27 protein-coding genes are annotated in these 25,947 nt (G+C 29.4%); 25 read left to right on the top strand and 2 right to left on the bottom strand.

The genetic code is table 11. The features are described from left to right. The first annotated feature begins 74 nt into the window (after positions 1–74). The 6 genes from ispE to spoIIR all read left to right on the top strand — a co-directional run bounded on the left by ispE (position 75) and on the right by spoIIR (position 5,780). On the top strand, positions 75–917 hold the full coding sequence (gene ispE, locus HBE96_RS02455) for a 4-(cytidine 5'-diphospho)-2-C-methyl-D-erythritol kinase (protein ID WP_169296183.1): 843 nt from the start codon (positions 75–77) through the stop codon (positions 915–917). Between the two features lie 136 nt (positions 918–1,053). Further along, entirely contained in the window at positions 1,054–1,251 is a 198-nt protein-coding gene (locus HBE96_RS26930; RefSeq protein ID WP_425350698.1) for a CLC_0170 family protein, read from the top strand. A gap of 34 nt (positions 1,252–1,285) precedes the next feature. After that, positions 1,286–2,746 carry a spore germination protein gene (locus HBE96_RS02450; protein WP_169296260.1) on the top strand — a complete coding sequence of 487 codons (1,461 nt, stop codon included), beginning with the start codon at positions 1,286–1,288 and terminating at the stop codon, positions 2,744–2,746. Between the two features lie 15 nt (positions 2,747–2,761). Then, on the top strand, positions 2,762–3,862 hold the full coding sequence (locus HBE96_RS26130; RefSeq protein WP_243186807.1) for a GerAB/ArcD/ProY family transporter: 1,101 nt from the start codon (positions 2,762–2,764) through the stop codon (positions 3,860–3,862). A 1-nt stretch (position 3,863) separates the two neighbouring features. Next, positions 3,864–5,030, top strand: coding sequence for a Ger(x)C family spore germination protein (locus HBE96_RS26125; RefSeq protein WP_243186806.1), 1,167 nt, complete (start codon positions 3,864–3,866; stop codon positions 5,028–5,030). A 99-nt stretch (positions 5,031–5,129) separates the two neighbouring features. Continuing rightward, the gene (spoIIR, locus tag HBE96_RS02440; RefSeq protein WP_169296182.1) at positions 5,130–5,780 is read left to right on the top strand and encodes a stage II sporulation protein R; all 651 of its coding nucleotides are present in this window, start codon (positions 5,130–5,132) and stop codon (positions 5,778–5,780) included. Between the two features lie 12 nt (positions 5,781–5,792). Here spoIIR and HBE96_RS02435 read toward each other — a convergent pair whose 3' ends face one another. Continuing rightward, positions 5,793–7,034, bottom strand: coding sequence for an MGDG synthase family glycosyltransferase (locus HBE96_RS02435; RefSeq protein WP_169296181.1), 1,242 nt, complete (start codon positions 7,032–7,034; stop codon positions 5,793–5,795). 313 nt (positions 7,035–7,347) lie between these two features. Between HBE96_RS02435 and ypeB the strand changes: the two genes are divergently transcribed. The 7 genes from ypeB to rho all read left to right on the top strand — a co-directional run bounded on the left by ypeB (position 7,348) and on the right by rho (position 15,450). After that, the gene (gene ypeB, locus HBE96_RS02430) at positions 7,348–8,712 is read left to right on the top strand and encodes a germination protein YpeB (RefSeq protein WP_169296180.1); all 1,365 of its coding nucleotides are present in this window, start codon (positions 7,348–7,350) and stop codon (positions 8,710–8,712) included. A 468-nt stretch (positions 8,713–9,180) separates the two neighbouring features. Then, positions 9,181–10,164, top strand: a complete 984-nt coding sequence (locus HBE96_RS02425) for a tRNA 4-thiouridine(8) synthase ThiI (RefSeq protein ID WP_169296179.1) — start codon at positions 9,181–9,183, stop codon at positions 10,162–10,164. 51 nt (positions 10,165–10,215) lie between these two features. Next, positions 10,216–10,638: a DUF1934 family protein gene (locus HBE96_RS02420; RefSeq protein ID WP_169296178.1), complete on the top strand. Its 423-nt coding sequence runs from the start codon at positions 10,216–10,218 to the stop codon at positions 10,636–10,638. A gap of 100 nt (positions 10,639–10,738) precedes the next feature. Continuing rightward, on the top strand, positions 10,739–11,047 hold the full coding sequence (locus HBE96_RS02415; RefSeq protein ID WP_169296177.1) for a ribose-5-phosphate isomerase: 309 nt from the start codon (positions 10,739–10,741) through the stop codon (positions 11,045–11,047). Positions 11,048–11,351: 304 nt separating this feature from the next. Further along, positions 11,352–12,965 carry a CTP synthase gene (locus HBE96_RS02410; protein WP_169296176.1) on the top strand — a complete coding sequence of 538 codons (1,614 nt, stop codon included), beginning with the start codon at positions 11,352–11,354 and terminating at the stop codon, positions 12,963–12,965. A 483-nt stretch (positions 12,966–13,448) separates the two neighbouring features. After that, positions 13,449–13,790, top strand: coding sequence for a hypothetical protein (locus HBE96_RS02405; protein ID WP_169296175.1), 342 nt, complete (start codon positions 13,449–13,451; stop codon positions 13,788–13,790). A gap of 199 nt (positions 13,791–13,989) precedes the next feature. Beyond that, positions 13,990–15,450 (top strand): transcription termination factor Rho, encoded by a 1,461-nt coding sequence (gene rho, locus HBE96_RS02400; RefSeq protein WP_169296174.1) that lies wholly within the window; start codon positions 13,990–13,992, stop codon positions 15,448–15,450. Between the two features lie 58 nt (positions 15,451–15,508). Here the strand turns inward: rho and rpmE are convergent, their stop codons facing one another. After that, positions 15,509–15,727: a 50S ribosomal protein L31 gene (gene rpmE / locus HBE96_RS02395; RefSeq protein WP_169296173.1), complete on the bottom strand. Its 219-nt coding sequence runs from the start codon at positions 15,725–15,727 to the stop codon at positions 15,509–15,511. Between the two features lie 316 nt (positions 15,728–16,043). Between rpmE and HBE96_RS02390 the strand changes: the two genes are divergently transcribed. From HBE96_RS02390 to HBE96_RS02335, 12 genes are all read left to right on the top strand, one after another. Beyond that, the gene (locus tag HBE96_RS02390) at positions 16,044–16,646 is read left to right on the top strand and encodes a thymidine kinase (protein WP_169296172.1); all 603 of its coding nucleotides are present in this window, start codon (positions 16,044–16,046) and stop codon (positions 16,644–16,646) included. Next, a complete protein-coding gene (locus HBE96_RS02385) occupies positions 16,646–17,593 on the top strand; it encodes a DUF1385 domain-containing protein (protein WP_169296171.1) in 948 nt (315 codons plus the stop codon). Before HBE96_RS02390 ends, HBE96_RS02385 begins: the two co-directional genes overlap by 1 nt. Positions 17,594–17,646: 53 nt before the next feature. Continuing rightward, positions 17,647–18,519 (top strand): peptide chain release factor N(5)-glutamine methyltransferase, encoded by an 873-nt coding sequence (gene prmC, locus HBE96_RS02380; RefSeq protein WP_169296170.1) that lies wholly within the window; start codon positions 17,647–17,649, stop codon positions 18,517–18,519. Positions 18,520–18,585: 66 nt separating this feature from the next. Next, positions 18,586–19,662 carry a peptide chain release factor 1 gene (gene prfA, locus HBE96_RS02375; protein WP_169296169.1) on the top strand — a complete coding sequence of 359 codons (1,077 nt, stop codon included), beginning with the start codon at positions 18,586–18,588 and terminating at the stop codon, positions 19,660–19,662. Between the two features lie 39 nt (positions 19,663–19,701). Beyond that, positions 19,702–20,316, top strand: coding sequence for a hypothetical protein (locus tag HBE96_RS02370; RefSeq protein WP_169296168.1), 615 nt, complete (start codon positions 19,702–19,704; stop codon positions 20,314–20,316). A gap of 80 nt (positions 20,317–20,396) precedes the next feature. Next, on the top strand, positions 20,397–21,119 hold the full coding sequence (locus tag HBE96_RS02365) for a ZIP family metal transporter (RefSeq protein ID WP_243186805.1): 723 nt from the start codon (positions 20,397–20,399) through the stop codon (positions 21,117–21,119). A gap of 214 nt (positions 21,120–21,333) precedes the next feature. Continuing rightward, positions 21,334–22,386: an L-threonylcarbamoyladenylate synthase gene (locus HBE96_RS02360; RefSeq protein WP_169296167.1), complete on the top strand. Its 1,053-nt coding sequence runs from the start codon at positions 21,334–21,336 to the stop codon at positions 22,384–22,386. Between the two features lie 23 nt (positions 22,387–22,409). Then, positions 22,410–22,868 carry a low molecular weight protein arginine phosphatase gene (locus HBE96_RS02355; protein WP_169296166.1) on the top strand — a complete coding sequence of 153 codons (459 nt, stop codon included), beginning with the start codon at positions 22,410–22,412 and terminating at the stop codon, positions 22,866–22,868. A gap of 81 nt (positions 22,869–22,949) precedes the next feature. Then, positions 22,950–23,399 (top strand): ribose 5-phosphate isomerase B, encoded by a 450-nt coding sequence (rpiB, locus tag HBE96_RS02350; RefSeq protein WP_169296165.1) that lies wholly within the window; start codon positions 22,950–22,952, stop codon positions 23,397–23,399. A gap of 15 nt (positions 23,400–23,414) precedes the next feature. Beyond that, positions 23,415–24,044 carry a uracil phosphoribosyltransferase gene (gene upp / locus HBE96_RS02345; protein ID WP_169296164.1) on the top strand — a complete coding sequence of 210 codons (630 nt, stop codon included), beginning with the start codon at positions 23,415–23,417 and terminating at the stop codon, positions 24,042–24,044. Between the two features lie 296 nt (positions 24,045–24,340). Further along, positions 24,341–24,829: a deoxycytidylate deaminase gene (locus HBE96_RS02340; protein WP_169296163.1), complete on the top strand. Its 489-nt coding sequence runs from the start codon at positions 24,341–24,343 to the stop codon at positions 24,827–24,829. Between the two features lie 73 nt (positions 24,830–24,902). Beyond that, positions 24,903–25,943, top strand: a complete 1,041-nt coding sequence (locus tag HBE96_RS02335; RefSeq protein ID WP_169296162.1) for an MraY family glycosyltransferase — start codon at positions 24,903–24,905, stop codon at positions 25,941–25,943. Positions 25,944–25,947 lie beyond the last annotated feature (4 nt).

Below are 25,947 nucleotides of genomic sequence, written 5' to 3'. Positions count from 1 at the left end.
AGGTATGGCTTTAATTTTAATCTTGTATTATACTATTTTTTAGTATTATATTTATATACCTCTGGAGGATAAAGATGTTAATAAAGGCTTATGCAAAGATTAATTTATCATTAGATGTAGTAGGAAAAAGGGAAGATGGATATCATATTTTAAAAATGATAATGCAGACTATAGATTTATATGATTTAATAAATATAAAAAAGACATGCAAAGGCATTAATATAAGTTGTAATAGACAATATGTGCCTACAGATGAAAGAAATTTAGCATATAAGGCAGCAGATCTTTTTATGAAAACTTATGATGTAAATGAAGGCGTAGACATATATATAAAGAAATATATACCTGTTGCAGCTGGATTAGCAGGTGGGAGCGCAGATGCAGCTGCGGTGTTAAAGGCTATGAAAAGCATGTATAGACCAGATGTAAAAGATGAAGAAATTATGCGGTTAGGATTGAATATAGGGTCAGATGTACCATATTGTGCTGTTGGAGGAACAGCGCTTTGCGAAGGAATAGGAGAAGAAATTACAAGGCTTAATAATTTTAAAAATCATATTTTAGTTGTTGTAAAGCCGCCTTTTGGAGTATCTACAAAAGAAGTGTATAAAAACTTAGATATAAATAAAATAAAAAGACATCCTAATACAAAGCTTTTAATATCAGCAATAGAAGAAAATAATTTGCACACTTTGGCAAGAAATATGAAAAATGTTTTAGAAAATGTTACTTTAAGTAAACATATAATATTGAAGGGTATAAAACAAGAAATGATTAATATGGGTGCAAAAGGTACATTGATGAGTGGCAGCGGACCTACAGTATTTGCATTCTTTGATGACATGTTAAAAGCTCAAATATGCTATGATAAAATGAAAAAAAGATATAGAGAAACTTTTATAACAAGAACTATTTAATATTAGTGTATAAGGAAATATGTGAAAGAAGAAATTAATTTCTTCTTTCACATATTTCCTTTATTTTTATATTGTGAATAAATATTTTTATAAAAGTTAAAAATAAGCTAAGATTACCTAAAAAGTTAGAGGTGATATGGTGAGAATAATAAAAATATTTAATTTGTATTTTTTAATACTAATGATCATACAAGGATTAGTATTAGCTTTTTTTGACTCTAAAAGTTTTGATAGAAAAAATTTAAGAGATACAGGTAAAAAGGCAAAGATTATGGGTATAGGTTTTATCATAATATCTATCTCTCTGTATTTAGTTAGTACATTTACAATTTGAGGTTATATTAATGAATTTAAGGAAGTGATAATTGTTGAAGGAAGAAATAAAAGATGAAATAGCTGAAAAGGTTGATGATAATATCTCTTATATAAAAGATTTATTAAAAGGAAGCTCTGATATAGTTTATAGAGAATTTTATATAGGAGAATTTAAATCAGCATTAGTATATGTAGATGGTATGGGAGATAAGTTACTGTTAGATGATTATGTGTTAGAAACACTTATGATAAGAGGAAGTAGGATAAAAAAAGTAGATGAAATAAAAAATAGAATACTAACAGTTTCTGATTTAAGAGAAGTAAGAAAACTTGGTGAAGGCATTAATGCAGTACTTTCTGGCGATACATTGATGTTTATTGAAGGACTTGAAATTTGTTATGTTATAGCTACTCGTTCATGGCCTGCGAGAGGGGTATCAGAGCCATCAGGAGAAACAGCAATAAGGGGAGGCAGAGATGGGTTTACAGAAACTATAAGATTTAATACTGCATTGATTAGAAGAAGAATAAGAGATACTAGGTTGATGATATCATCTAAAAGTGTAGGAACAAGATCTAAAACAGATGTAGTAATAATGTATATTGATGATATTGTAAATGAAGATGCTTTAAAGGAACTTTTGAAAAGAATAAATAACATAAATATAGATGCTATATTAGATAGTGGATATGTTGAGCAACTTATCGAAGACAGCACATTTTCTGTATTTCCACAGATACAAAGTACAGAAAGACCGGATGTGGTGGCAGCTGCGTTGTACGAAGGAAGAATAGCTGTATTGGTAGATAATTCTCCTTTTGTAATTATAGTGCCTGCAACTCTTCCTAATTTATTTCAGGCACCAGATGACTATTATCAAAGATGGATTCATGGGTCGGTAGTAAGGCTTATAAGGTTTTTTTCAATAATTATATCATTAATACTTCCGTCATTATATGTTGCAGTTACATCTTTTCATACATCTATAATTCCTACAAAGTTGGCTTATTTTATTGCATCATCTAGAGAAGGAGTACCTTTTCCAGCTTTTGTAGAAGCGTTAATTATGGAAGTAAGTCTTGCTTTTTTGCTTGAAGCTATAGCAAGATTGCCTAAACCAATAGGAGCAACTATTGGTATAGTAGGTGGCCTTATAATAGGTCAGGCGGCTGTAACAGCAGGAATAGTAAGTCCTATAATGATAATTATAGTATCAATTACTGCAATAACAAGTTTTACAACACCTAATTATGAAATTGTATCAGCCTTTAGAATATTAAGATTTTTACTGATAATAGCATCATCAATAGTAGGACTTTATGGAATGATGATAGGGTTAATATGTATTCTTATACATTTAGTAAGGCTTAGAAGTTTTGGAGTACCTTATTTAGCACCATTAGTTAACCCTCGAATAAGTGATTTTAAAGATATGTATGTAAGATTTCCATTAAAATACTTTAAGAAGAGACCGCAATACATGGATACAGGAGATAAAGTACGACAAAAATAGAGGTGAGTACATTTTATGAATAATAAAAATTTTATTACATCTTATGGATTATTTTCTACCATTGTTGCAGCTATTGTAGGAATAGGAGTATTTTCTTATCCCAGAGAATTAGCTTCTACTGTTGGTAATGATGGATGGATTGTAACACTATTGGTTGGAGTTATATGTTATGGATTAGCATATTTGATATATAAAGTAGTAAAAATTAATAATTTCAATAGATTTTACAATTTAATGGAGAATAACTTTGGAAAAATATTTGGAGCAGTTCTTTCAATAATTTTTGCAGCATATACTATTTTTTCAATGTCAATAGGAATGAGGTCATTTGTAGAAGTAATAAAAATGTATCTTTTAGAAAATACCCCTACAGAGTTTTTAATTATGATAACTATAATTACGGGAAGTTATCTTATAAGAGGAGAAATTGATAATTTAGTAAAATTTAATGAAATTACTTTTGCAATAATGTTTTTACCTATACTTTTGATTCTTTTATTAACATTGAATCATTTGGATTTTACAAATATTTTCCCAATGTTTATGAACACTCCGGTAGACTATTTAAAAGGTATAAATACTGCTGTATATACATTTACTGGATTTGAATTGATGTATTTATTTTTGCCATTTGTAAAAAACAAAGCTGGGGTAAATAAATGTATTTTAAAAAGTATTGGGTTTGTAACAATTTTTTATGCAATTATAGTAGTGTTTTGTATATCAATTTTTTCAAAGGAACAGACGAAAACGTTGTTATGGCCTACTATAACCATGATAAAGTCTATAAATATTCCTGGAGCTTTTATAGAAAGATGGGAAGGTATAGTAATGGCGATGTGGGTAATATTTTACTTTACAACCTTTATTAATTACTACTATTTTTCTGCAGATATAATTAAGGACGTATTTAGATTAAAAGATGTAAAATTATCAATATTAATTATAGTTCCTTTTATATATGGTATAGCAATGTATCCTCAAAATATATCAGAGCTTTACTATATAGGAAGAATAGGAACGCGAATATTTGCTTTGTATGTTTTAATTATACTTCCCTTACTTTTACTTTTAGTAAATAAACTTAGAGGAAGGCGAGAGAGGGAGGTTGAATAAAATGAAGCTTAAAAAGTTTGTACCTTTAATATTAATTTGCTGTATTTTTAGTGGATGCTGGGATAAAGTTGAAATAGATAGAAAAACCTTTATATCTATCCTAGGAGTAGATGCTGGAGAACAGATAGATAAAAAGCCTAAAGAGGTAAAGTCAGATGAGCCATACACAGGTATGAATGTAAAAAAGCTACATATCACTTTAGGAGCTCCAGATATAAGTAAATTAGGACCGGATAAGGGAGGTACAGCTGAAGATATATATATAGATACAGATGCTTATTCTATGGAAGATGCTATAAGTAAGGCTAGCGCTAAAAGCAGCAGAACTATAAAATTCAGTCACATAAAACTTTTAGTATTAAGTAATGAACTTTTATATCATCAAGATGCTTTAAAGGAGATTGTAGACTACCTACAAAGACAACCTTCATTAGATAGAATGATGATGGTGACTATAGGAAAAGGAAAAACAGAAGATTATATAAAATATAAACCTAAGATGGAAAAGAATGTTGAAAGTTATATCACTGGCTTGGTAGAAAATGATACGGGAAATGCTGTGGTTCCTGTAACATTAAATGAATTTCTTGTTTCACTTAATGAAAATGGCAATGCAGTGCTGCCAGCTATGGAAATAGATAAGGATAAAAAGGAGCTGAAGATAAGTGGAGTGGGTATAATAAAAGATTACAGATTAAAGGGATATCTATCACCTACACAAACTGCTAATTTGCAAATGTTAAAAGGTAAACTTCGTGGGGGGAAGAAAGCAATATATAAAGATGGGCATCCTATAGATGTTTCTTTTAACAGTACAGGTACAAAAGTAAGAGTGAAAGATGTTGATGGAAAACTTGTATTTAATGTGTATGTTAATTTAGAAGGAGAACTAAAGGAATATCATATAAATGGTAACTTGGATTCAAAGGATGAATTAAATCTTATAGAAAAAGATTTTAATAAATCATTAAAAGAAGAATGTGAACAGTTAATCAAGGTTACTCAAAATGAATTTCAGGTAGATCCAGTAGAATTAAAAGAATATGTAAGAAAGTATCATCCGGCCATATGGAGTCAAAAGAAAAATAATTGGCCTGAAACATATAAAAATTCAGTAGTAAATGTTGATGTAACCACGAAGATAAGAAGAATAGGAGTATCAAAATAAACAGAGTTCCTGGTATCAGATAAATAATGTTAAGGTGAATATAACTAAGATATATGGCAATAATACTAATAACAAATTATAAAATGGGGGATATAAATTATGAAAAGGTTTTTAATTATTTTTGTTTGTATTTTAGGTATGTTTTCCTTAGCTACTAATAAGTCAAATGTAAGCAGCGCTCCTGTTCAAGAGGATATAGCTTCTAAAATTATAAGGTTTCATGTAATAGCTAATAGTGATTCAAAAAGTGACCAAGCTCTTAAATTAAAAGTTAGAGATAAGGTTTTAGAATATATGCAGCCTAAATTAAAAAATTCTAAGAGTATAGATGAATCAAGAGAAATAATTAAAAAAAATAATAATGAAGTAATAGAAATAGCACAAAGTGTAATAAAAGAAAATAAATATAATTATACTGTTAATACAACATTATCTAATGAAAACTTTCCTGTAAAAACATATGGAAATATAACACTACCTCAGGGAAGATATGAAGCCTATAGAATAATCATAGGAAATGGTCAGGGGCAGAATTGGTGGTGTGTAATGTTTCCTCCTCTATGTTTTGTGGATGTTACAAAAGGTGAAGTTTCCTATAAAGAAACGGAAAAGGATATGAAGAAGGTTTTGTCTCCAGAGGAATATAAAATGGTGGATAATCAGATATGTAATTCTGGAGATAAAAGTAATATAAAAGTTAAACTTAAAATTTTAGAATTATTAAAAAACAAGAAAAATCCAGCTAAGTAATTACTGGATTTTTTAATTATTTGCAAAAATTTTAATTGCTGTTTTCATAAAGTATTCTTCAACAGATTTAAAAAATGTTTTAAGATTATTATCTTTGTAATAATCTTTATCAAAGTTTTTTAAACCGGTAACGTTATTGCTTTTTATCAAATATTCTATAAGTTCAACTATTTTATAACCACTATCAGGTTTTGAAAATTTACTACAGTTTGCTTTCATGACTGTTAATTTATCTTTAAATTCTAATAGGTTTTCTATAGTTTGCTGACACTTATTAGTATCGGATAGATTAATAGCTAAATTGTGGTTTAAAAGGAACTCTGCATTTTTTTCTTCCTGCCCTGGTATTGGTGAAAAAATACCTAAAGGTATTTTGCATATAAGAGCTTCTGTTATTGTAAGACCACCAGGCTTAGTTAACAGTAAGTCGGAAGCTTGCATATATTTATTAACTGTATCAGTAAAACCTATTATTTTGGTAGGTTTTGTAGAAGTTTCTTTTAACATTAACAGTTCGTTATGCAACTTTTCATTTTTACCTGTTATTACGATTATTTGAATATCCTTATTTACTTTGATTAACTCTTGATATACATCTGTAATTTTACCCATACCTAAACTACCACCCATAACAAGGATAGTAAACTTAGAGGTACATAAATCTAATTCTTTGAGTGTCTCCTCTTTTTTATATTTTTCTATAAAATTAGGTTTTACAGGGATACCCAAATCATGAATTGTGTTTCTGGGTATTCCTTTAGATACCATGTCTTCAACCATATCTTTGTTTGAAACTACGTGAGCATCTATGTAAGGATGTAGCCAAGAACCATGAGAATAATAATCTGTAATTATGGAAATAGCAGGTATAGTTAAGTTGTATTTAGCTTTCATTATGGATACCATTTCTGTTGTAAATGGATGAGTAGATATTAAAATATTTGGGGAAAGCTCATCTATTAATGGCATCAATTTGTAAGTCATAATTTCATTAAATTTAGCACTAATTGTATTGGCGATTCCATAGTCGCCTTCCGAATGATTGTATAATTTGCCATAAAGAGAAGGCGTAACTTTTAAAGTTTTTAAATAACTTCCAATTACTACCTTATCTATTATTGGATTTATATATTTTAAAGTATCTATAATTTTTATTTCTGATTCAGGAAATTTTAAATTTATATAATCTTTTAATGCTTCTGCAGCATGACCATGTCCGCCGCCTGCAGAAACCGAAAGAATCAAAACTTTCATTTAATCACCCTCTGGTTAAGTATGTAATAACATTATATAAAATATAAGAAGAATAATAAACAAGTTTGGCTAACAATTAAGAAAAAATTAATATAAGTAAGAAAAAGTTAATATTAAAATATCAAATTTTTAATATTTCCATATATATTGTAATGTCCAAATTTATTTTACAGTTATAATTTATTATTAACACTGAAATATGGCCTTATTCATAATTATTAAGAAAACAATTATATAATGAATAACAATTAATTAAATATAAATAATATAAATGAGTCTATATTTAAAAATAAATACTTTAGGAGGAGTTTTCATGAAGTTTACTAAAAAGAGAATAATATATACATCTGTAGTTGCATTGATAGTGGTTTTTTCCAGTACCTTTGCCATTCTTATGACTCTTGAAAGAACAGATTACAGGAATTATCTTCAAGGTGAATATAGCAAAAATATGTATGATCTTATAAGTTCAGTTCAAAATATAAGAGTGGATTTGGGAAAAGCAAATATAGTTGGATCTAAAGAACAAAGTATAGTTGTTTTTGAAGATATATTTAGATATTCATCTATGGCAAATGATAAACTTAATTCTTTACCAGTATCACAGCAAGTTACAGGAGATACCAGCAAATTTTTATCTCAAGTAGGTGACTTTTGCTATAGTTTAACAAAAGTATCTACTGAAGGAAGAGCATTAACTGAACAAGATTACGGTACAATAGATAGGCTAAAAAATCAATCTTTTACTTTAGAACAACAATTGAAAAAAGTATCTGATGATATAAATAATGGAAAGGTTAGATGGGGGGATATAAGAAAGAAAACTAGCAGTGTACTCGCTAGTAATAAAGAACCAGGAATAGGTGAAAAATTTCAAGGTATACAAAAACAAGTAACGCAATATCCTGCTTTAATTTATGATGGCCCATTTTCGGATAATACGTTAAAAATAAATCCTAAAATAAATTTACAGAAGGAAGTTTCACAAAAAGAAGCTGAACAAATAGTTATAAAGACTATAGGAAAGGATAAAGTTCAAGCTGTAGAATTAAAAGTGAGCACAGGTAAGCAAAATATAGATTCATACAGGTTTTCTGTAACAATTAAGGGAAGGAAAGATAACAATGTAATTTGTGAGATAAGTAAACGTGGTGGCAAAGTATTATATTTACTTGATAGTAGAAGTATAAACAAAACTAATGTAGATGTTAATAAAGCGGTAGATGTTGGAGCTAAGTATTTGGAGAACTTAGGATATAAAGACATGGTACCTACATATACGTTGAATTATGGAGATACTGCTGTAATAAATTATGTATATAGGCAGAAAAATATTATAATATATCCAGATCAGATTAAATTAAAGATAGCTTTAGATGATGGAAGCATAATAGGAATTGAATCAGAAAAATATCTTATGTCTCATGAAGAAAATAGAACTATATCTACACCTAAAATAAGTGGGGATCAAGCAAGAGAAAAAGTAGGAAAAAGACTTAATATAAGAAATGAAAGACTTGTTATAGTTCCAACAGAAATGAATAAAGAAGTACTATGCTATGAATTTTCAGGGAATTATAAAGAAGACAATTTTATAGTATATATAAATGCAGAAACAGGATATGAGCAGAAAATAGTTCAAATTATAAATACTCCAAATGGTAAACTTACAATGTAAAAAAATGCGAAGCAATATTTTTAAGAGGACAGAGGACAATTGACAGAGGACAGTGAAGGAGGATTTTTCTCAGCTATACTACGAAAAATCTTTAATTTAAAAGAAATTACTGATTTTTTGTTACTCAGGAGTGCTTTCTGAGTAAGTGATCATCTGAAAGTTATAGATTTTAGATGCTTGCTTAAGCGATGTTTTGCATTAGCAAAACAAGTTTAAAAAATAAATTAGTTTTCTAACGTAAGGAAGAAAACTTACCTTTACTGTCATCTTTCCTCTGTCAATTGTTCTCTAAAAAATGCTTCGCATTTTTTTGTAATACAATCTAAAATTTCTTATAGTTTTGCGAAAAATATACTATTATAAAAATTAATCTATTGATAAAGTATTAAAAATTAACTAAACTATTACTTAGAAGTTTGAAAAATAAAAGCAGGACTAATTTTATAGTCCACAGGAAAGGTGATTAATATGACAAAAGCACTTGCAATGATGTCTGGAGGACTAGATAGTGTATTAGCAGCAAAACTTATAAAAGATCAGGGTATAGAAGTAATAGGAATATGTTTCAAATCTTATTTTTTCGGACCTGAAAATGCCATAAGAATGGCTAAGCAGATAGATGTGCCTTTAGAAGTTGTTGATTTTTCAGAGGAACATTTTGAAATGGTTAAGAATCCAAAGCATGGTTATGGAAAAAATATAAATCCTTGTATTGATTGCCATGCATTAATGATGAATTATTCAGGTAAAATGTTAGAAAAGTATGAAGCTGATTTTATAATAACAGGTGAAGTTTTAAATCAAAGACCTATGTCGCAGAATAAAAGTTCATTAGATGTAGTAAAAAAAGAATCTGGATTTAGTGAAAAAATACTAAGACCTTTATGTGCTAAAAATCTTGCCCCAACAAAGATGGAGTTAGAAGGATTAGTTAATAGAGAAAATCTTATGGATATATCAGGAAGAAGTAGAAAGGTTCAAATGGAATTAGCAGAGAAATGGGAAATAAAGGACTATCCATCGCCAGCTGGAGGATGTAAACTTACTGAGCCTAATTATTCAAAAAGGCTAAGAGATCTGTTAGATAAAAAAGAAAATATAGTTAAGAATGATTTGGAAGTTTTAAGATTTGGAAGACATTTTAGAGTATCAGAAAAAGCTAAAATTATTTCAACAAGAACTGCAGAAGAGGCACAGGAAATAAAACAGTATTTAAGTAAGAACGATATGATATTTTTAGCAAAAAATTTTAACGGATCTATGGTAATAATATTAGGAGAACCAAATGAAGAAGATATAGAATTTGCGGCAAAGATTACAGGAAGATATTGTAAGGGTAAGAATGAAGAAAAAATAGAAATTAAATATGGTTACTTCAAACAACCTTTAGATAAATGCTTAGAAGTCAAAGCTGCTACTGAGGAAGAATTAAGTAAATATATATTATCATAGTTGTTCAAAATATAATTTATATTTTGAACTAACATAAAGGATGTGAACTTTGTGAAAAAAAAGGCCATTATATCTGTATCAAGTAAACAAACTGAAGATGTAGATGATGTTATTGAAGTGGTAACACCAGGAAGTTTTTATAAAAGAGATGATACTTATTATGCTATTTATAAAGAAACTAAAATTTCAGGAATGGAAGGAACAACAACTACGTTAAAGGCAAGTCAGGATAAATTTTCGCTTATAAGATCAGGAAGTACTACTAGTAAAATGGAATTTTATAAAGGAAAAGAAAATATATCTATGTATGATACTCCTTATGGAACACTAGAATTAAAGACACAAACAAAAAAATTAATTGTTAATTTAGATGATGATGGAGGAAAAATATTCATAGACTATACTATGAGTATATCAGGGAATAAACCTCAGGATACATTATTAGAGATAAACATAAAAACGCAGCAGGATTAAAATGCTGTGTTTTTCTATTTATATGGTACTAAAGTTTATTAATTCAAAATTATGGCAATATTAATATTAAGTATATAAATAAAAATAAGAAGGTGTTAATGTGCCAAAGTATTTTAATGATAAAAGGGAACAATATGAAAAAATAATAAATATTTTATGTGAATATAAAGGTATAAATAGGGAAAAGTTATTTCGGATTTTAAAGGATAAGGAATGTAAATATCTTTTCTTCTTGCTAATAAAAAAATATGGTTGCGATGATATGGAAATGATACAGGAGGATTTTCCTAGTGTAAATTCAAAAAATATAAATAGTAATGTTAGAAAAGCAAAGGAGAAGATATTACTGAATAGAAAGATAAGGAGCATGTATTTTGAAGCAGAGAATATATTAGAGAAAATAGAATAAAATAATTTTAAAAGAAACGCAAAAAAAGTATGGCATAACAAATAGAAATGTGATAGTATATTAAGTATGTTTTAAAACACAAAAATGCCATTATATATTATATAGGGTATTTTTTATTATAAAACTAATAAAAAAGTTTGTCAACAGGTATTTTAACATAATTATATAAAATTTAGAATAAGCAGTAAACTTATATTTATGAAATAGTTTGCTCAGAATCGTTTCTTTGTCACAATTAGAAAGATAAAATTTCAAATATTATAAAACGCAGGGGGTGAAGACTGCTTTTTAAGCAGGAATTTTTATGAGTACAAAATATGTGTTTGTAACAGGAGGAGTAGTATCCTCATTAGGAAAAGGAATAACAGCAGCTTCTTTAGGAAGACTTTTGAAGAATAGAGGCTTTAAAGTTTCTATTCAAAAATTTGATCCATACATAAATATAGATCCAGGAACAATGAGTCCATATCAACATGGAGAGGTTTTTGTAACAGATGATGGTGCAGAAACAGATTTAGATTTAGGACATTACGAAAGATTTATCGATGAAAACTTGAGCAAAAATAGTAATGTTACTACAGGAAAAATTTATTGGTCTGTAATTTCAAAAGAAAGAAAAGGAGATTACTTAGGAGGTACTGTTCAAGTAATTCCACACATAACTAATGAAATAAAATCAAGGGTATATAGGGTTGGAAAAGAAAGAGATGTAGATGTAGTTATAACTGAAATTGGTGGAACTATTGGAGATATAGAATCACTACCATTTTTAGAGGCTATAAGACAGATAAAGTATGATGTAGGAGTAGAAAATGTATGCTTTGTACATGTTACTCTTGTACCATATCTAGGAAAGTCAGGAGAACTTAAAACAAAACCTACACAACATTCAGTAAAGGAATTAAGAAGCATAGGTATACAGCCAGATATAATAGTTTGTCGTTCGGAAAAACCTCTTTCTGATGATTTGAAGGAGAAAATAGGATTATTTTGTAATGTAGATAAAAATGCTGTAATACAAAATCTGGATGCAGAAAACTTATATGAAGTTCCTTTGATGCTTAATAAAGAAGGGTTAGATACTTTGGTTTGTAATAAGCTAAACTTAAATTGCAAGCCAATAGATAATACAGAATGGATTAGTATGGTAAACAATATTAAAAACCTTTCTAAAAATGTTACTATAGGATTAGTTGGAAAGTATGTTGAATTACATGATGCATATATATCAGTAGTTGAAGCTTTAAACCACGGTGGGTACGCTAATGATGCTAATGTAAGCATTAAATGGATAAATGCAGTGGATGTTACAGCAGAAAATGCATCTGAGTATTTAAAGGATCTAGATGGAATTTTGGTTCCAGGTGGATTTGGAGATAGAGGCGTAGAAGGAAAAATAGAAACAATAAGATATGCAAGAGAAAACAATGTACCTTTCCTTGGCATATGTCTTGGAATGCAGTGCGCTGTAATAGAGTTTGCTAGGAATGTAGTAGGATATAAGGAATCACATAGTGCAGAATTTGATGAGGATACAAACTATCCTGTAATTGACTTAATGCCAGATCAAAAGGATATAGATGAAAAAGGTGGCACTATGAGATTAGGAGTTTATCCATGTAAACTTTTGAAAGATACTAATTCATTTGAAGCTTATGGTGAAGAAGTAATATATGAAAGACATAGGCATAGATACGAATTTAATAATGAGTATAGAAAAGTATTAACAGAAGCAGGACTCACTTTATCGGGAACAAGTCCTGATTCTAGACTTGTTGAAATTGTTGAATTAAAGGAACATCCTTGGTTTGTAGCAGTTCAATTCCATCCTGAATTAAAGTCAAGACCTAACAGACCACATCCTTTATTTAGAAATTTTATAAAAGCTTCTTTAGATAATGGTAAATCTGAATTTTAATTAAGGCATATTCAAAAAAATAACAAGTCAGTATGTTAGTATATTTTGCGCCATACTGCGTCAACAGAACCCTTTGATAGAACAACTATCAACGGAACTTGTTTCCTTGTCTGACACAAAATATACTAACATCTTTGACTTGCTATTTTCTTTCATATGCCTAAAAGATTAATATAACATAAAAAACCTATTTGGTTAAAGATTGTTTAATACATAATGTATATTAGATACTGATTGTGAAAACGCAGGTCAGATGTAATATATAGTATTAAAGTTAAGTTTTTAACTAAATAGGTTTTTATTTATTTTGTAAAAAATTAATACTAAGAGATTATAACGCATCGTTTTTGTTAAAATTATTCTGTTTTGTCGAAAAAAATGTTATATCAAAATAATAATTGTAGAATTTTCATGAAGGATTTTAACAATATATATAGAAATAATATATATAAAAATTTTCTAGAGAAGGAAGGGGTGACTTTTATGTTATTAGATATGGATATAACTATTGCATTGAAAAATTTTTATGGTTCTTATGATATTAAAAGTTTTTCTTTATTTGAATCAAGCAAAATTAATGAAAAATTCCCTTCTTTAAAATTAAAAACAGTGAATAAAGGAATTAGTATAGAAGTTAAATGTTCCATTTGTGGAAATTTTCATTGCTATAGATATAGTTTCTATGAGATTATAAAAGGTGATTTGATAGTTGGAGGATGTGAAGCACTAGGTATGCCTTTATTTTATATAGGAAACTATGATAAGGTGAAACAAAAGGTAGATAGATGTAACAATGTGAATAAAAGTTTATATGCTATGATGTAAATAATCAATAGCATTAAAAACCAGTTACTATGAAAGGTAAATTATTAAAATATAATATTTAATGTGAAAAATGTGGATTAAAATAAAAAAAAGGGGTATAATGTATTGTACGGTATATTCTTTTAAATTGAAATTCTCTTAAACGTTTCCCTAAGATTATAATAAATTGTGAAAACTTAATATTGTGAGGTGTTATTTTTTGGTGACTAAGGATATAGAGGGCATGACTGTTGCCGAATTGAAAGTGTTGGCAAAAAGTCTTGGAATTAAGAATATATCTAAGTATAAAAAATCTGAATTAATAGAAGAGGTTAAAAAAGTTTCTCCTGCATCTATTGAAAAGGATGGAAAGATACTTAGAGAAAAAATAAGCCCTAAAAGCGAAACGGTAGTTAATGACAATGAAGTTCAGTCAGGAAAAGAAACAAAAAATCAAGAAACAAAAGTATCAACTGATAAAGTTGAAGAACATAAAACTAACGAAGAAGAAAAAAGAGAAAAACTTAAGGAAATGATAAATGAATCAGATACAGCAAGAGGCGTACTGGAAATAATAGAAAATAATAATTATGGATTTTTAAGAGGAAAAAATTATTTAACAGGTCCAGATGATATATATGTATCTCCATCTCAGATAAGGAGATTCAATTTAAAAACTGGTGATGAAGTCCAAGGAAAAGTTAGAACTCCAAAAGAAGGAGAAAAGTTTAAAGCACTGCTTTATGTAGAAAGGGTAAATGGTGAGAACCCTGAAAGAGCAGTTGGAAGGAAACCATTTGAAACTCTTATTCCTATCTATCCAAATCAAAGATTGAATCTAGAAACTACTCAGGGAATTTTATCAACAAGACTTATGGATATAATATCTCCTATAGGTAAAGGTCAAAGGGGAATTATAGTTGCTCCACCTAAAGCTGGTAAAACCACTCTTCTAAAAAAAATAGCTCAAAGTATATCTATGAATCATCCATTAGTAAAGCTTATAGTTGTTTTAATAGATGAAAGACCAGAAGAAGTTACAGATATGCAAAGGTCTATCAAAGGTGAAGTTATTTACTCAACATTTGATGAGGAACCGGAGCATCATACAAAAGTAGCATATATGGTACTTGAAAGAGCAAAAAGAATGGTAGAACAAGGTCAAGATGTAGTAATCTTATTAGACAGCATAACAAGACTTTCTAGAGCGTATAATTTAACTATAACTCCTACAGGAAGAACTTTGTCAGGAGGATTAGATCCAGGAGCATTAATAATGCCTAAAAAGTTTTTTGGTGCAGCAAGAAATATTGAAGAAGGCGGAAGTCTTACCATACTTGCCACAGCTCTTGTAGAAACAGGAAGTAGAATGGACGACATGATATTTGAAGAATTTAAGGGTACAGGAAACATGGAAGTACATCTTAACAGAAGACTTCAAGAAAGAAGAATATTCCCAGCTATAGATATATATAAATCAGGAACAAGAAGAGATGATTTATTGTTTGAAAACCCAGTAGAGAAGGAAGCTGCATTTAACATAAGAAAAGTTTTATATGATGAAAACAATACTCAAAATGTTACAGAGCAGTTAATTAGTCTTTTATCAAAGACAAAGAATAATGAAGAATTTATAAATTTAGCAAGTAAAATGGATATGACTAAAAATTCAGAGAAATAATAAAACCTGTCCTTTAAAGTAAAGGACAGGTTTTGCAATAAGCTTTAAAAATTAAAGCTTATTTATTGTCTTCCATAGTTAAGTTGAATTTCTTCATGAATTTATCAACTCTTCCACCAACGTCAACTAACTTCTGCTTGCCAGTGAAGAATGGATGGCATTTAGAACATATTTCAACCTTTAATTCTTTCTGAGTTGAACCAGTTGTAAAAGAGTTTCCACATGCACACTTAACTACCGTATCATGATGGTATTCTGGATGTATGCCGTTTTTCATATTTTTCACCTCTCTTGATTTGAGGATTTACCTCTATTTTTAACTACTGTATTATAACATAATAACTAAGATTAAGTCAATGAACAAATTATTTTGGTGATATTTGCAATTTGGATTTTACATATATGAGCTTATCTAAACTTAAAGTAGTCTTGAATGAACACCTATAGAAAGTCCATTCATATTTAATTTGTGAATTGAATGTTAAGAATATAAGTTGCTCAAAACAACTCTTTAATATATATAGTAGGTCTGTTAAAATATATTTGTTTAGAAAAAATATTTTAAAAAGTTAAGATACAGGGGTGTTAATTGTATGAGTAAATTATATTTCAGATATGGGGCTATGAATTGTGGTAAGTCTACTAATTTACTTCAAGTAGCTCATAACTATGAAGAAAGAGGAATGAGGATTATTATAATAAAACCTTATACTGATACTAAGGGAGGTAATAAAATTGTTTCAAGATTAGGAATAAGTAGAGAAGTTGATATGCTACTTGATAAAGATGAAAATGTATATGAAGAAGTAGAAAAATATATTGATAAGAATGGAAATTTGGATTGTATTTTAGTGGATGAAGTTCAATTTTTAAAAAGAGATCAAATAGATCAATTATTTAAAATAGCTGTAATTAAGGACATTCCAACTATATGTTATGGACTTAGGACGGATTTTCAAATGAATGGATTTGAAGGTAGTGAAAGATTACTTTTATTAGCACATAGTTTAGAAGAGTTAAAGACTATATGTAATTGTGGCAAAAAGGCGCTTGTAAATGGAAGAAAGATAAATGGCAAATTTGTATTTGAAGGCAAGCAAGTGGCGATTGATAAAGAAGATAACATTGATTATGAAGCATTGTGTCCAAAGTGCTATTTTGAGAATAAAATGCAACACGAAAATGAGGTGAAATAATGCCAGGTAAAACTTCAGTTGGCGGACAGGCTGTAATTGAAGGCGTAATGATGAGGGGCATGAAGGGTATATCTACAGCTGTAAGAAAACCTAATGGTGAAATTGTCATAGATAGAAAGGAATGTGTACCTTATACAAAGAAAAATAAGTTGTTCGGATTACCTATTTTAAGAGGATTTGTATCACTAATAGAATCATTAATAATAGGTATAAATACATTAAATTATTCTGCATCTTTTTTCGAAGATACACAAGAGGAGGAAAAACCTAGCAAATTAGATAAGTGGTTTGAAAATATATTTAAGGATAAAAGTGATAATGTAATTATGGGTTTAACATTGTTTGTATCCTTAGGTATAGCTACTCTATTATTTTTTATACTTCCTACTTTTGCAGCTAATATTTTTAAAAAAATAGGCATTTATAGTACTGTAGGTTTAAATATAATTGAAGGTCTTATAAGAGTAATTATATTTTTAGTTTATATATACCTTATAGGAAAGATGGAAGATATAAATAGAGTTTTTCAATATCATGGGGCAGAACACAAAACTATATTTTGTTATGAAAGCGATATGGAGCTTACACCAGAAAATGCTAAAAAATTTAAGAGATTTCATCCTAGATGTGGAACTAACTTCTTATTTTTGGTTATGATAGTAAGTATAGTGTTGTTTTCATTTACCGGATGGAATAGTTTGTGGCAAAGAATACTTTATAGGTTGTTGCTCTTACCTATAGTTTCGGGTACCACTTATGAAATTATTAAGTGGATGGGAAAAAGTGATAGCGTTTTATCAAGAGTAACTGCCTACCCAGGTCTTATGCTTCAAAAGCTTACTACAAGAGAGCCTGATTTGGAACAATTAGAAGTAGCTATAAAGGCTCTTAAATCAGCAGAAGGTATAGAAATAGTAGAAAGTAAAGAATTAGAAATTGATGGTTAAGATAGTTTACTAAAATTCAGCAAAGTAATATAATTAAGAATGGAGAAAAATGTATGGAGAAGGAACAGTTAAATATTGGCCAACTCTTAAAATTTGGATATGAAACTTTGAAGTCATCGGGGATAGATAGCTATCAGATAGATTGTGAACTCCTTCTTGGAAAAATAATAAAAAAGGATAGGCTTTTTATACTACTAAATAGGGATTACAAAGTAAGTGCTGATGATCAAAAAGAATATTTTGATTTAATTGATCTTAGAAAAAATAAGATGCCTATAAAATATATATTAGGTCAGTGTGAATTTATGGGAGTTGACTTTTATATAAAAGAAGGAGTATTGATTCCGCGACCTGATACAGAAATTTTAGTAGAGACAGCTTTAGAGTGCATAAAAGGAAATAAGTTAAAAAGCCTATGTGATGTGTGTTGTGGAAGTGGAATAATAGGTATATCCATTGCAAAATTTGTAGAAGATATTAAGGTTAAATGCAGTGATATATCCACTACTGCTTATGAGGTTACGTCTGAGAATATTAAAAGGTTTGAACTTAAAGATAAAGTTGAAGTAATAAAGAGCGATTTGTTAGATTATTTTATAGATAATGACGAAAAATTTGATATAATAGTTTCAAATCCACCATATATTAAAAATGATGTTATTCCGACTTTAATGGAAGATGTAAAAAACTATGAGCCCTATGAAGCATTAAGCGGAGGTCAGGATGGCCTGGATTTTTATAGAAAAATCACATTGCAAAGTTTAAAGCTGCTAAATAATAATGGATTTCTATTATTTGAGATAGGATATGATCAAAAAAGTTCTGTAAGCAGCATATTAAAAAAGAATGGATTTACAGATATAATTTGCATAAAGGATTTAGCGGGAAGAGATAGAGTTATAAAAGGAAAAAGGGAAATCAGTTGATAGTTATAAAAGTATTGTGATATAATTATTAATTGTGAAAATATTAATACGGAGTGATAAAAAAGTATGTTAAAAAGACTTGAGTTTATAGAAAATAAATACGAAGAATTATCCATAAAGATAAGTGATCCGTCGGTTATGGCAGATCAAAAAGAATGGCAAAAATTATGTAAAGAACACGCAGAATTAGAAAACGTAGTAATGAAATATAGACAATATAGAAAAGCTGAAGAAGAATTAGAAGATAACAAGGAAATGCTAAAAGACGAATCAGACAAAGATATGAGAGAAATGGTTCAAGAGGACATAAAAGCGCTTGAAGCTTCTATGGAAGAAACTTATCAGGAATTAAGAATATTACTTTTACCTAAAGATCCTAATGATGATAAAAACGTATTTGTAGAAATAAGAGGTGGAGCAGGTGGAGAAGAAGCAGCATTGTTCGCTGCAAACCTTACAAGAATGTATACAAGATATGCAGAACGTAAAGGTTGGAAAATTGAAACCATAAGCTTAAATGCTACAGATATAGGTGGATTTAAAGAGATTGTATTTATGATAAAGGGTGCAGGAGCGTATAGCAGGTTGAAATATGAAAGTGGAGTTCATAGAGTTCAAAGAGTTCCTGATACAGAATCAAGTGGAAGAATACATACATCAACAGCTACAGTAGCAGTTTTACCTGAAGTTGATGATGTTGATTTGGTTATAAGTGCTAATGACATAAGAATAGATGTATTTAGAGCATCAGGGCATGGTGGACAGTGTGTTAATACTACCGATTCGGCAGTAAGAATTACTCATTTACCAACAGGACTTGTAGTTTCTTGTCAGGATGAAAAATCTCAACTTAAAAATAAAGAAAAGGCTATGAAGGTTCTTAAATCTAGATTATTTGAAAGAGCTGAAGCGGAAAGAAGTGCAGGTATAGCTGAAGATAGAAAAAGTCAAGTTGGAACTGGAGATAGAAGCGAAAGAATAAGAACTTATAATTATCCTCAGGGAAGGGTTACGGACCATAGAATAGGACTTACTTTATATAAGTTAGATTCTTATTTAGATGGAGATATAGATGAAGTTATAGATGCTCTTATAACTACAGATCAAGCAGAAAAGATGAAGGCAATGGGAAATAATGAATAATTAATTTTATTTATTAATTTTTAGGAAAAGAGGGAAACTATGAATATAGATAAAGCCATAAGAAAGCAGAAAAAATCTTATAAAAGATTTATGCTATCTATGAGCTTTATTTTTTTTGTAATGCCAATAATACTTATTTTATCAAAAAAGTTTTATTTGTTTTACATATTTTATTTAGTGGTTATAGAATTACTTATACTATTAGCAGTTTGCATAAGAATTAATAAGGAATCACTTACTTTCCAATATGATAATTATAAGTTGAAAATAAACTTAGGATTAACTAGAAAGACTATTAATATAGGTGGAGATAAGGTGATTTTAGTTCATGTAGAAAATTTTATATTAAAAGATACAAGAGAAAAGGATTTTAAAATTATATTGTTATCTAAATCTAAATTTAGAAGCGATAGAATGATGCCTATTAGTATTAATTTTTTAAAAAAGCATCCATATGTAGCTTGTCAATATAATAGAATTAAAATTGTACATCCTGAGAATGAATACTATTATACTATAATAAAAAGAGGAGGTATTAATAAATATCCTCTTTTAGATCTTATATATAAAAGTTGCGTTTATGCTGAATTTACAGAAGAAGCAGTAGAAAAAATAAAGTTTTATCGTGAAAACTCCGAGTCATACAAAGTTTAAGTGCAATTTAAATTCCTGGCATATATGTCAAGTTAAATAAATACAATAGTTTATATAGTAATAAGTAAAAGAGTGATTTTTTGGGTGATAGTACAATTTATCTCGTAGTTATAGGAAGTATTGTATCCTTAGTAGGCACGATGATAGGTGCTTCTTTAGGGGTAATGGTAAAAAAACCATCGGATAAAATGTTGGGAACTATGATAGGTTTTGCGGGAGGGCTTATGTTATCTGTAGTAGTGTTTGATTTAATACCAGAAGCTCTTAATAAATGGAACTTTGGTGGAACCTTATTATTTTGCATAATTGGGATTGCAGTTATAGCTTTTATTGACAATAAGGTAAACATAGGTAGTATAAGTGGACATTTGAAGATTGCTTTTATGGCTGCAATAGGCCTCGCAATTCATAATTTCCCTGAAGGAATTATTATGGGGTGTGGTTTTGCAGCAGGGAGTACTCTTGGTATTAAGATGAGCATAATAATAGCGGTTCACGATATACCAGAAGGAATTGCTGTTTCAGCGCCGCTTGTAGCATCCAGAATGAAGGTATCTAAAATATTATTTTACGCCTTTGTAACAGCTTTCCCTACAGCTATAGGTACTTGGGTCGGCGCATACATAGCTAATATATCAACTAATGTATTGGCTGCTTGTCTATCATTTGCTTCAGGTATAATGCTGTATGTAGTTTGTGGAGAAATGATACCAGAATCTTCAAGATTGTGGGAAGGTTTAACCAGTACCATTGGAGTATTAGGCGGAGTAATAGTAGGTCTTACAATGGTAAATGTTTTATAAATTATTTATGGACTGTTGAAATTTAAAATTAAGTTTCCAGTCTTTTTTTTACTAAAATTACGATTGTAAGCTTGTATGATGGTTGAAATTTAAGTATTATTGAAGTATAATTATAAATTAAATCTGAAATTGGTATTAGTATTTACATAAAATACGTATTTTAACTTTTGTTCATTGGTAAAACAATTTTTTTAAAAGGGTGGTAAGTTTAGAAATGAATACAAAGATACAAATGCTAGATGAAGAAAATTTAGATAGAAATATTTTAATGGAAGCAGCGAAAGTTATAAAAGAAAGTGGGCTTGTGGCTTTTCCAACGGAAACTGTTTATGGACTTGGAGGTAATGCATTAGATCCGATTGCTGTAAAAAAGATTTTTGAGGCTAAGGGAAGACCTCAAGATAATCCTGTAATAGCTCATATAGCAGATTTTGAAGAAATAAAGCCATTAGTTAAAGAAATACCGGAAGTGGCAAAAAAGCTTATGGAAAAGTTTTGGCCAGGTCCTATGACATTGATACTTCATAAATCTGAAGCTATACCAGAAGTTACAACTGCTGGATTAGAATGCGTTGGTATTAGAATGCCATCAAATATTATAGCTAGAGAGTTTATAAGAGCATGTGGTGTTCCTATAGCAGCACCATCGGCTAATATTTCAGGAAGACCAAGTCCTACAGATGTAGAAAGATGTATAGAAGATATGGATGGAAAAATTGACTATATTATCGGAGGGCAAATGTGTGATATTGGAGTAGAGTCAACAGTAATAGATTGTACTGTACAACCAGTTTGTATTTTAAGACCTGGTGGAATAACTCTTGAGATGTTAAAAGAAGTAGATAAAGATGCATACATAGATCCTGCTATAATGAAAAAACCTGATAAAGATTTCAAGCCTAAAGCACCTGGAATGAAGTACAAACATTATGCACCAAAAGCACAGGTGAAAATTATTGCAGGTGATTTACAAAAAACTATTGCAAAAATCAATGAAATGGTGCAAAATTATATAGGTGAAAATAAATCTGTGGGCATAATGGCTACAGATGAAACAAAAGAGTGTTATAAAAATGGAATGATAATATCTTTAGGAAGCAGAAAAGATATGATAAGTATATCCAAAAATTTGTTTGAAACACTTAGAAGTTTTGATGATAAAGGTGTAGATATAATAATTTCTGAAGCCTTTGAAGAAGTTGGGGTTGGAGTAGCAGTAATGAATAGACTACAGAAGTCTGCTGGATTTGATATTATGAGAGTTTAAGTTTTACATTTAGGAGGTTAAGCATGAAAAGCATACTATTTGTTTGCACGGGAAATACTTGTAGAAGTTGCATGGCAGAATCAATATTCAATTATTTATGTGATATTGAAAACGTAAAAGCTGTTTCTGCAGGAGTATCTATAGTAAAAAATAGTAAAACCTCTGAAAATTCTGCTGAAGTTGTTAAAGAAAAAATAGGGATTGATATAAGTGATAGAAAAGCTGTTAAAATTACTTATGATATGGTGAAAAATTCTGAAATTATTTTAACTATGACTGAGGGCATTAAAAATGTTTTATATGAGTTTTTTTCTGAATTTAAATATAAAATATTTACTCTAAATGAATATGTTTCAGTAAATGGTGATATAGTTGACCCATTTGGCAGTAATATAGAAGTGTATAGAAAAACTTATACTCAATTAAAGAGTAGTATTATTTTGTTGTTAGGTAAATTAAAGGAAGATATAGGCATTAGTTAAATGTTATTATCTTCTTTTTTTGCGGCTTAATGGCATTTAAATATTGAATTTAGTTTTACAAATTTATTTGGAGGTGTTTATATGAAAATTGCTTTAGGAAGTGACCATGCTGGATTACCTTTAAAAAAGGAAATTATAGAACATTTACAAAACAAAGGCATGGAAATTAAAGATTTTGGTACTTATACAGAAGCGTCATGTGACTATCCTGAATTTGCGCTAAAGGTTGCCGAAGAAGTTACAGCTCAAAATTATGAGTTTGGTATATTAGTTTGCGGTACAGGTATAGGAATAAGCATAGCAGCCAATAAGGTTCCTGGTATAAGAGCTGCAGTATGTGGCGATACATTTAGTGCTCATGCTTGCAGACAGCATAATAATGCTAATATACTAGCGTTAGGACAAAGAGTGGTTGGTGTTGGATTAGCATTGGATATAGTGGACATTTTCTTAGAGACAGAATTTGAAGGTGACAGACATCAAAGAAGAATAGATAAAATTTCAGAAATAGAAAAAAAGTATTGTAAATAATTAGGGGGAATAGGAATGAGTAAAGTAACACAAATAGCACATCCATTAATATTACATAAGTTAGCGTTTATAAGAGATAAAAATACAGGGTCTAAGGATTTTAGAGAATTAGTAGAAGAAGTAGCAATGCTTATGGCTTATGAAGTAACTCGTGATTTTCAATTAGAAGAAGTAGAAATAGAAACGCCTATATGCAAAACTAAATGCAAGATGCTTGCAGGTAAGAAAGTAGCTATAGTGCCTATATTAAGAGCAGGTCTTGGAATGGTTGATGGAGTGTTAAAACTTATACCAGCTGCAAAAGTAGGACATATAGGTCTTTATAGAGACGAAAAAACGTTAAAACCAGTAGAATATTTCTGTAAGCTTCCACAGGATATAGGAGATAGAGAAGTTATAGTTACTGATCCTATGCTTGCAACAGGTGGATCAGCTGCAGATGCTATAACTTTATTAAAGAAGAAGGGTGCTAAAAATATAAGATTAATGTGTCTTATAGCAGCTCCAGAAGGTGTAAAAGCGGTTATGGATGCACATCCAGATGTAGATATATATGTTGGATCAGTAGATGAAAAATTAAATGAAAGTGGATATATAGTACCTGGTCTTGGAGACGCAGGAGATAGGCTATTTGGCACTAAATAAAGTAAAAGGCGGTGATATTTTCACTGCTTTTTATTTTTTAATGTAAAGTAAATTTTAAGCTTAATGGTTAATGAGGCTTTTAATTGCATTGTTTTTGGTATAAAATAATAAGGGAATATCTATGTGATTCATAATATGAAACTTTGTTTGATTTTGGAATTAACTCTATGTAAGTTTTACTTGGTATATAGAATTGCAGCTTTTATTATTTTTTAGTATAAGAGAAGTTATATTATAGATAGTTAGTTATTATATAAAGTGTTGATAAATAAATTTGTTAAGGCATGGAGGATAACATGGAGAGAATTGGTAAGGATAATTATTACTTGGATATATGTGAAACTGTTTTAGAAAGAGGTACCTGTATAAGACGTAATTTTGCAGCTATAATTGTTAAGAACGACGAAATAATGTCTACAGGATATACAGGAGCACCAAGGGGCAGAAAAAATTGCTGTGATTTAGGATACTGCAAAAGAGAACATTTAAATGTACCTAGAGGAACAAGATATGAATTGTGTAGATCAGTTCATGCAGAGCAAAATGCCATTATATCTTCTAGAAGACAGGACATGATAGGTTCTACTATGTATTTAGTAGGTAAAGAACAGAAAACAGGTGAGTATGTGTATAATGCGTCCCCCTGTGCATTATGTAAAAGGTTTATAATAAATTCGGGAATTGAAAAGGTTATTATAAGAGATACTAAATCTCATTATAGGGAAATATACGTTAGTGAATGGATTGAGAATGATGATTCATTAAATGGAGAGGGATCATATTAGTAAATTGTTAATATGAAATAAAAGTTAAGACTCATAAATGAAGAATTCTCAGTTAATAAAGGAAGGTTAATATATGGATAACTTATATATTTTGGCAATAGTCTCAATAATACTTTCGGCAGTACTTACTCCACTGGTAAAGAGATTTGCTGTAAAAATAAAAGCTATAGATATTCCTAAAGATGATAGAAGAGTACATAAAAAACCTATACCACTTCTTGGGGGACTTGCTATATATTTTTCATTTGTTATTACAGTAATATTAAAAGCAGGAAGTTTAACTAGATCAGAAAAAGGAATAATAATAGGAGCAACGATAATAGTTGTAGGAGGTTTATTAGATGATAAATTTGATATAAAACCATGGCAGAAATTATTATTTCAAGTAGCAGCAGCCTTGTCTTTAGTTATTTATGGGGTAAATATAGTAAGAATAACTAACCCTTTAGCTGCACCAGGCATAGATACATATGTAAATATAGGAATACTTTCTATACCTTTAACTATAATGTGGGTAGTTGGAATTACCAATGCATTTAATCTGATAGATGGATTAGATGGATTAGCATCAGGTGTTGCATTTATATCTGCATTCACTATTTTTATAATAGCTTTGTTAAATTTAAATAATAGAATGGATGCAGCAGTATTAACGTGCATATTATCTTGTTCGATATTAGGATTTTTACCATATAATTTTAATCCAGCTTCTATATTTCTAGGGGATACGGGTGCACAGCTTTTAGGTTTTTTACTTGCTGCTATATCAATAGAGGGCGCTATAAAATCTGCAGCAGCCTTTGCTATAGCAGTGCCTATACTGGCATTAGGAATACCTATATATGATACTCTCTTTGCTATGATTAGAAGAAAAATAAATGGTAAGCCAATTATGCAGGCGGATAAGGGACATTTACATCATAGATTATTGGATATGGGACTTACTCAAAGACAAGCAGTTATAATAATGTATTTAATAAGTGCAGTTCTTGGTAGTTTTGCAATAATTGCTATGCAAATAAGTACACAAAAGTCTTATTTCTTATTAGCTATGGTTATGATAGTGCTAGTGATAATAGCATGGAAATTTGGACTTTTTAAACATAGAGAATAAAATA

This window comes from Clostridium muellerianum, assembly GCF_012926525.1.
In the GTDB taxonomy this organism is placed as follows: Bacteria; Bacillota; Clostridia; order Clostridiales; family Clostridiaceae; genus Clostridium_AM; species Clostridium_AM muellerianum.
Note: the sequence above shows the minus strand (reverse complement) of the source record. Positions and strands in the feature narration are given on the sequence as shown.

Coding starts and splice junctions, on each gene's coding strand:
- upp (WP_169296164.1), top strand. CDS start 23,415: ATGAGTAAAGTAACACAAATAGCACATCCATTAATATTACATAAGTTA.
- rpiB (WP_169296165.1), top strand. CDS start 22,950: ATGAAAATTGCTTTAGGAAGTGACCATGCTGGATTACCTTTAAAAAAG.
- HBE96_RS26130 (WP_243186807.1), top strand. CDS start 2,762: ATGAATAATAAAAATTTTATTACATCTTATGGATTATTTTCTACCATT.
- HBE96_RS02385 (WP_169296171.1), top strand. CDS start 16,646: ATGCCAGGTAAAACTTCAGTTGGCGGACAGGCTGTAATTGAAGGCGTA.
- prfA (WP_169296169.1), top strand. CDS start 18,586: ATGTTAAAAAGACTTGAGTTTATAGAAAATAAATACGAAGAATTATCC.
- HBE96_RS02410 (WP_169296176.1), top strand. CDS start 11,352: ATGAGTACAAAATATGTGTTTGTAACAGGAGGAGTAGTATCCTCATTA.
- HBE96_RS02405 (WP_169296175.1), top strand. CDS start 13,449: ATGTTATTAGATATGGATATAACTATTGCATTGAAAAATTTTTATGGT.
- HBE96_RS02425 (WP_169296179.1), top strand. CDS start 9,181: ATGACAAAAGCACTTGCAATGATGTCTGGAGGACTAGATAGTGTATTA.
- HBE96_RS02355 (WP_169296166.1), top strand. CDS start 22,410: ATGAAAAGCATACTATTTGTTTGCACGGGAAATACTTGTAGAAGTTGC.
- HBE96_RS26930 (WP_425350698.1), top strand. CDS start 1,054: ATGGTGAGAATAATAAAAATATTTAATTTGTATTTTTTAATACTAATG.
- ypeB (WP_169296180.1), top strand. CDS start 7,348: ATGAAGTTTACTAAAAAGAGAATAATATATACATCTGTAGTTGCATTG.
- HBE96_RS02370 (WP_169296168.1), top strand. CDS start 19,702: ATGAATATAGATAAAGCCATAAGAAAGCAGAAAAAATCTTATAAAAGA.
- ispE (WP_169296183.1), top strand. CDS start 75: ATGTTAATAAAGGCTTATGCAAAGATTAATTTATCATTAGATGTAGTA.
- prmC (WP_169296170.1), top strand. CDS start 17,647: ATGGAGAAGGAACAGTTAAATATTGGCCAACTCTTAAAATTTGGATAT.
- HBE96_RS02340 (WP_169296163.1), top strand. CDS start 24,341: ATGGAGAGAATTGGTAAGGATAATTATTACTTGGATATATGTGAAACT.
- HBE96_RS02360 (WP_169296167.1), top strand. CDS start 21,334: ATGAATACAAAGATACAAATGCTAGATGAAGAAAATTTAGATAGAAAT.
- rpmE (WP_169296173.1), bottom strand. CDS start 15,727: ATGAAAAACGGCATACATCCAGAATACCATCATGATACGGTAGTTAAG.
- HBE96_RS02390 (WP_169296172.1), top strand. CDS start 16,044: ATGAGTAAATTATATTTCAGATATGGGGCTATGAATTGTGGTAAGTCT.
- HBE96_RS02335 (WP_169296162.1), top strand. CDS start 24,903: ATGGATAACTTATATATTTTGGCAATAGTCTCAATAATACTTTCGGCA.
- spoIIR (WP_169296182.1), top strand. CDS start 5,130: ATGAAAAGGTTTTTAATTATTTTTGTTTGTATTTTAGGTATGTTTTCC.
- HBE96_RS26125 (WP_243186806.1), top strand. CDS start 3,864: ATGAAGCTTAAAAAGTTTGTACCTTTAATATTAATTTGCTGTATTTTT.
- HBE96_RS02435 (WP_169296181.1), bottom strand. CDS start 7,034: ATGAAAGTTTTGATTCTTTCGGTTTCTGCAGGCGGCGGACATGGTCAT.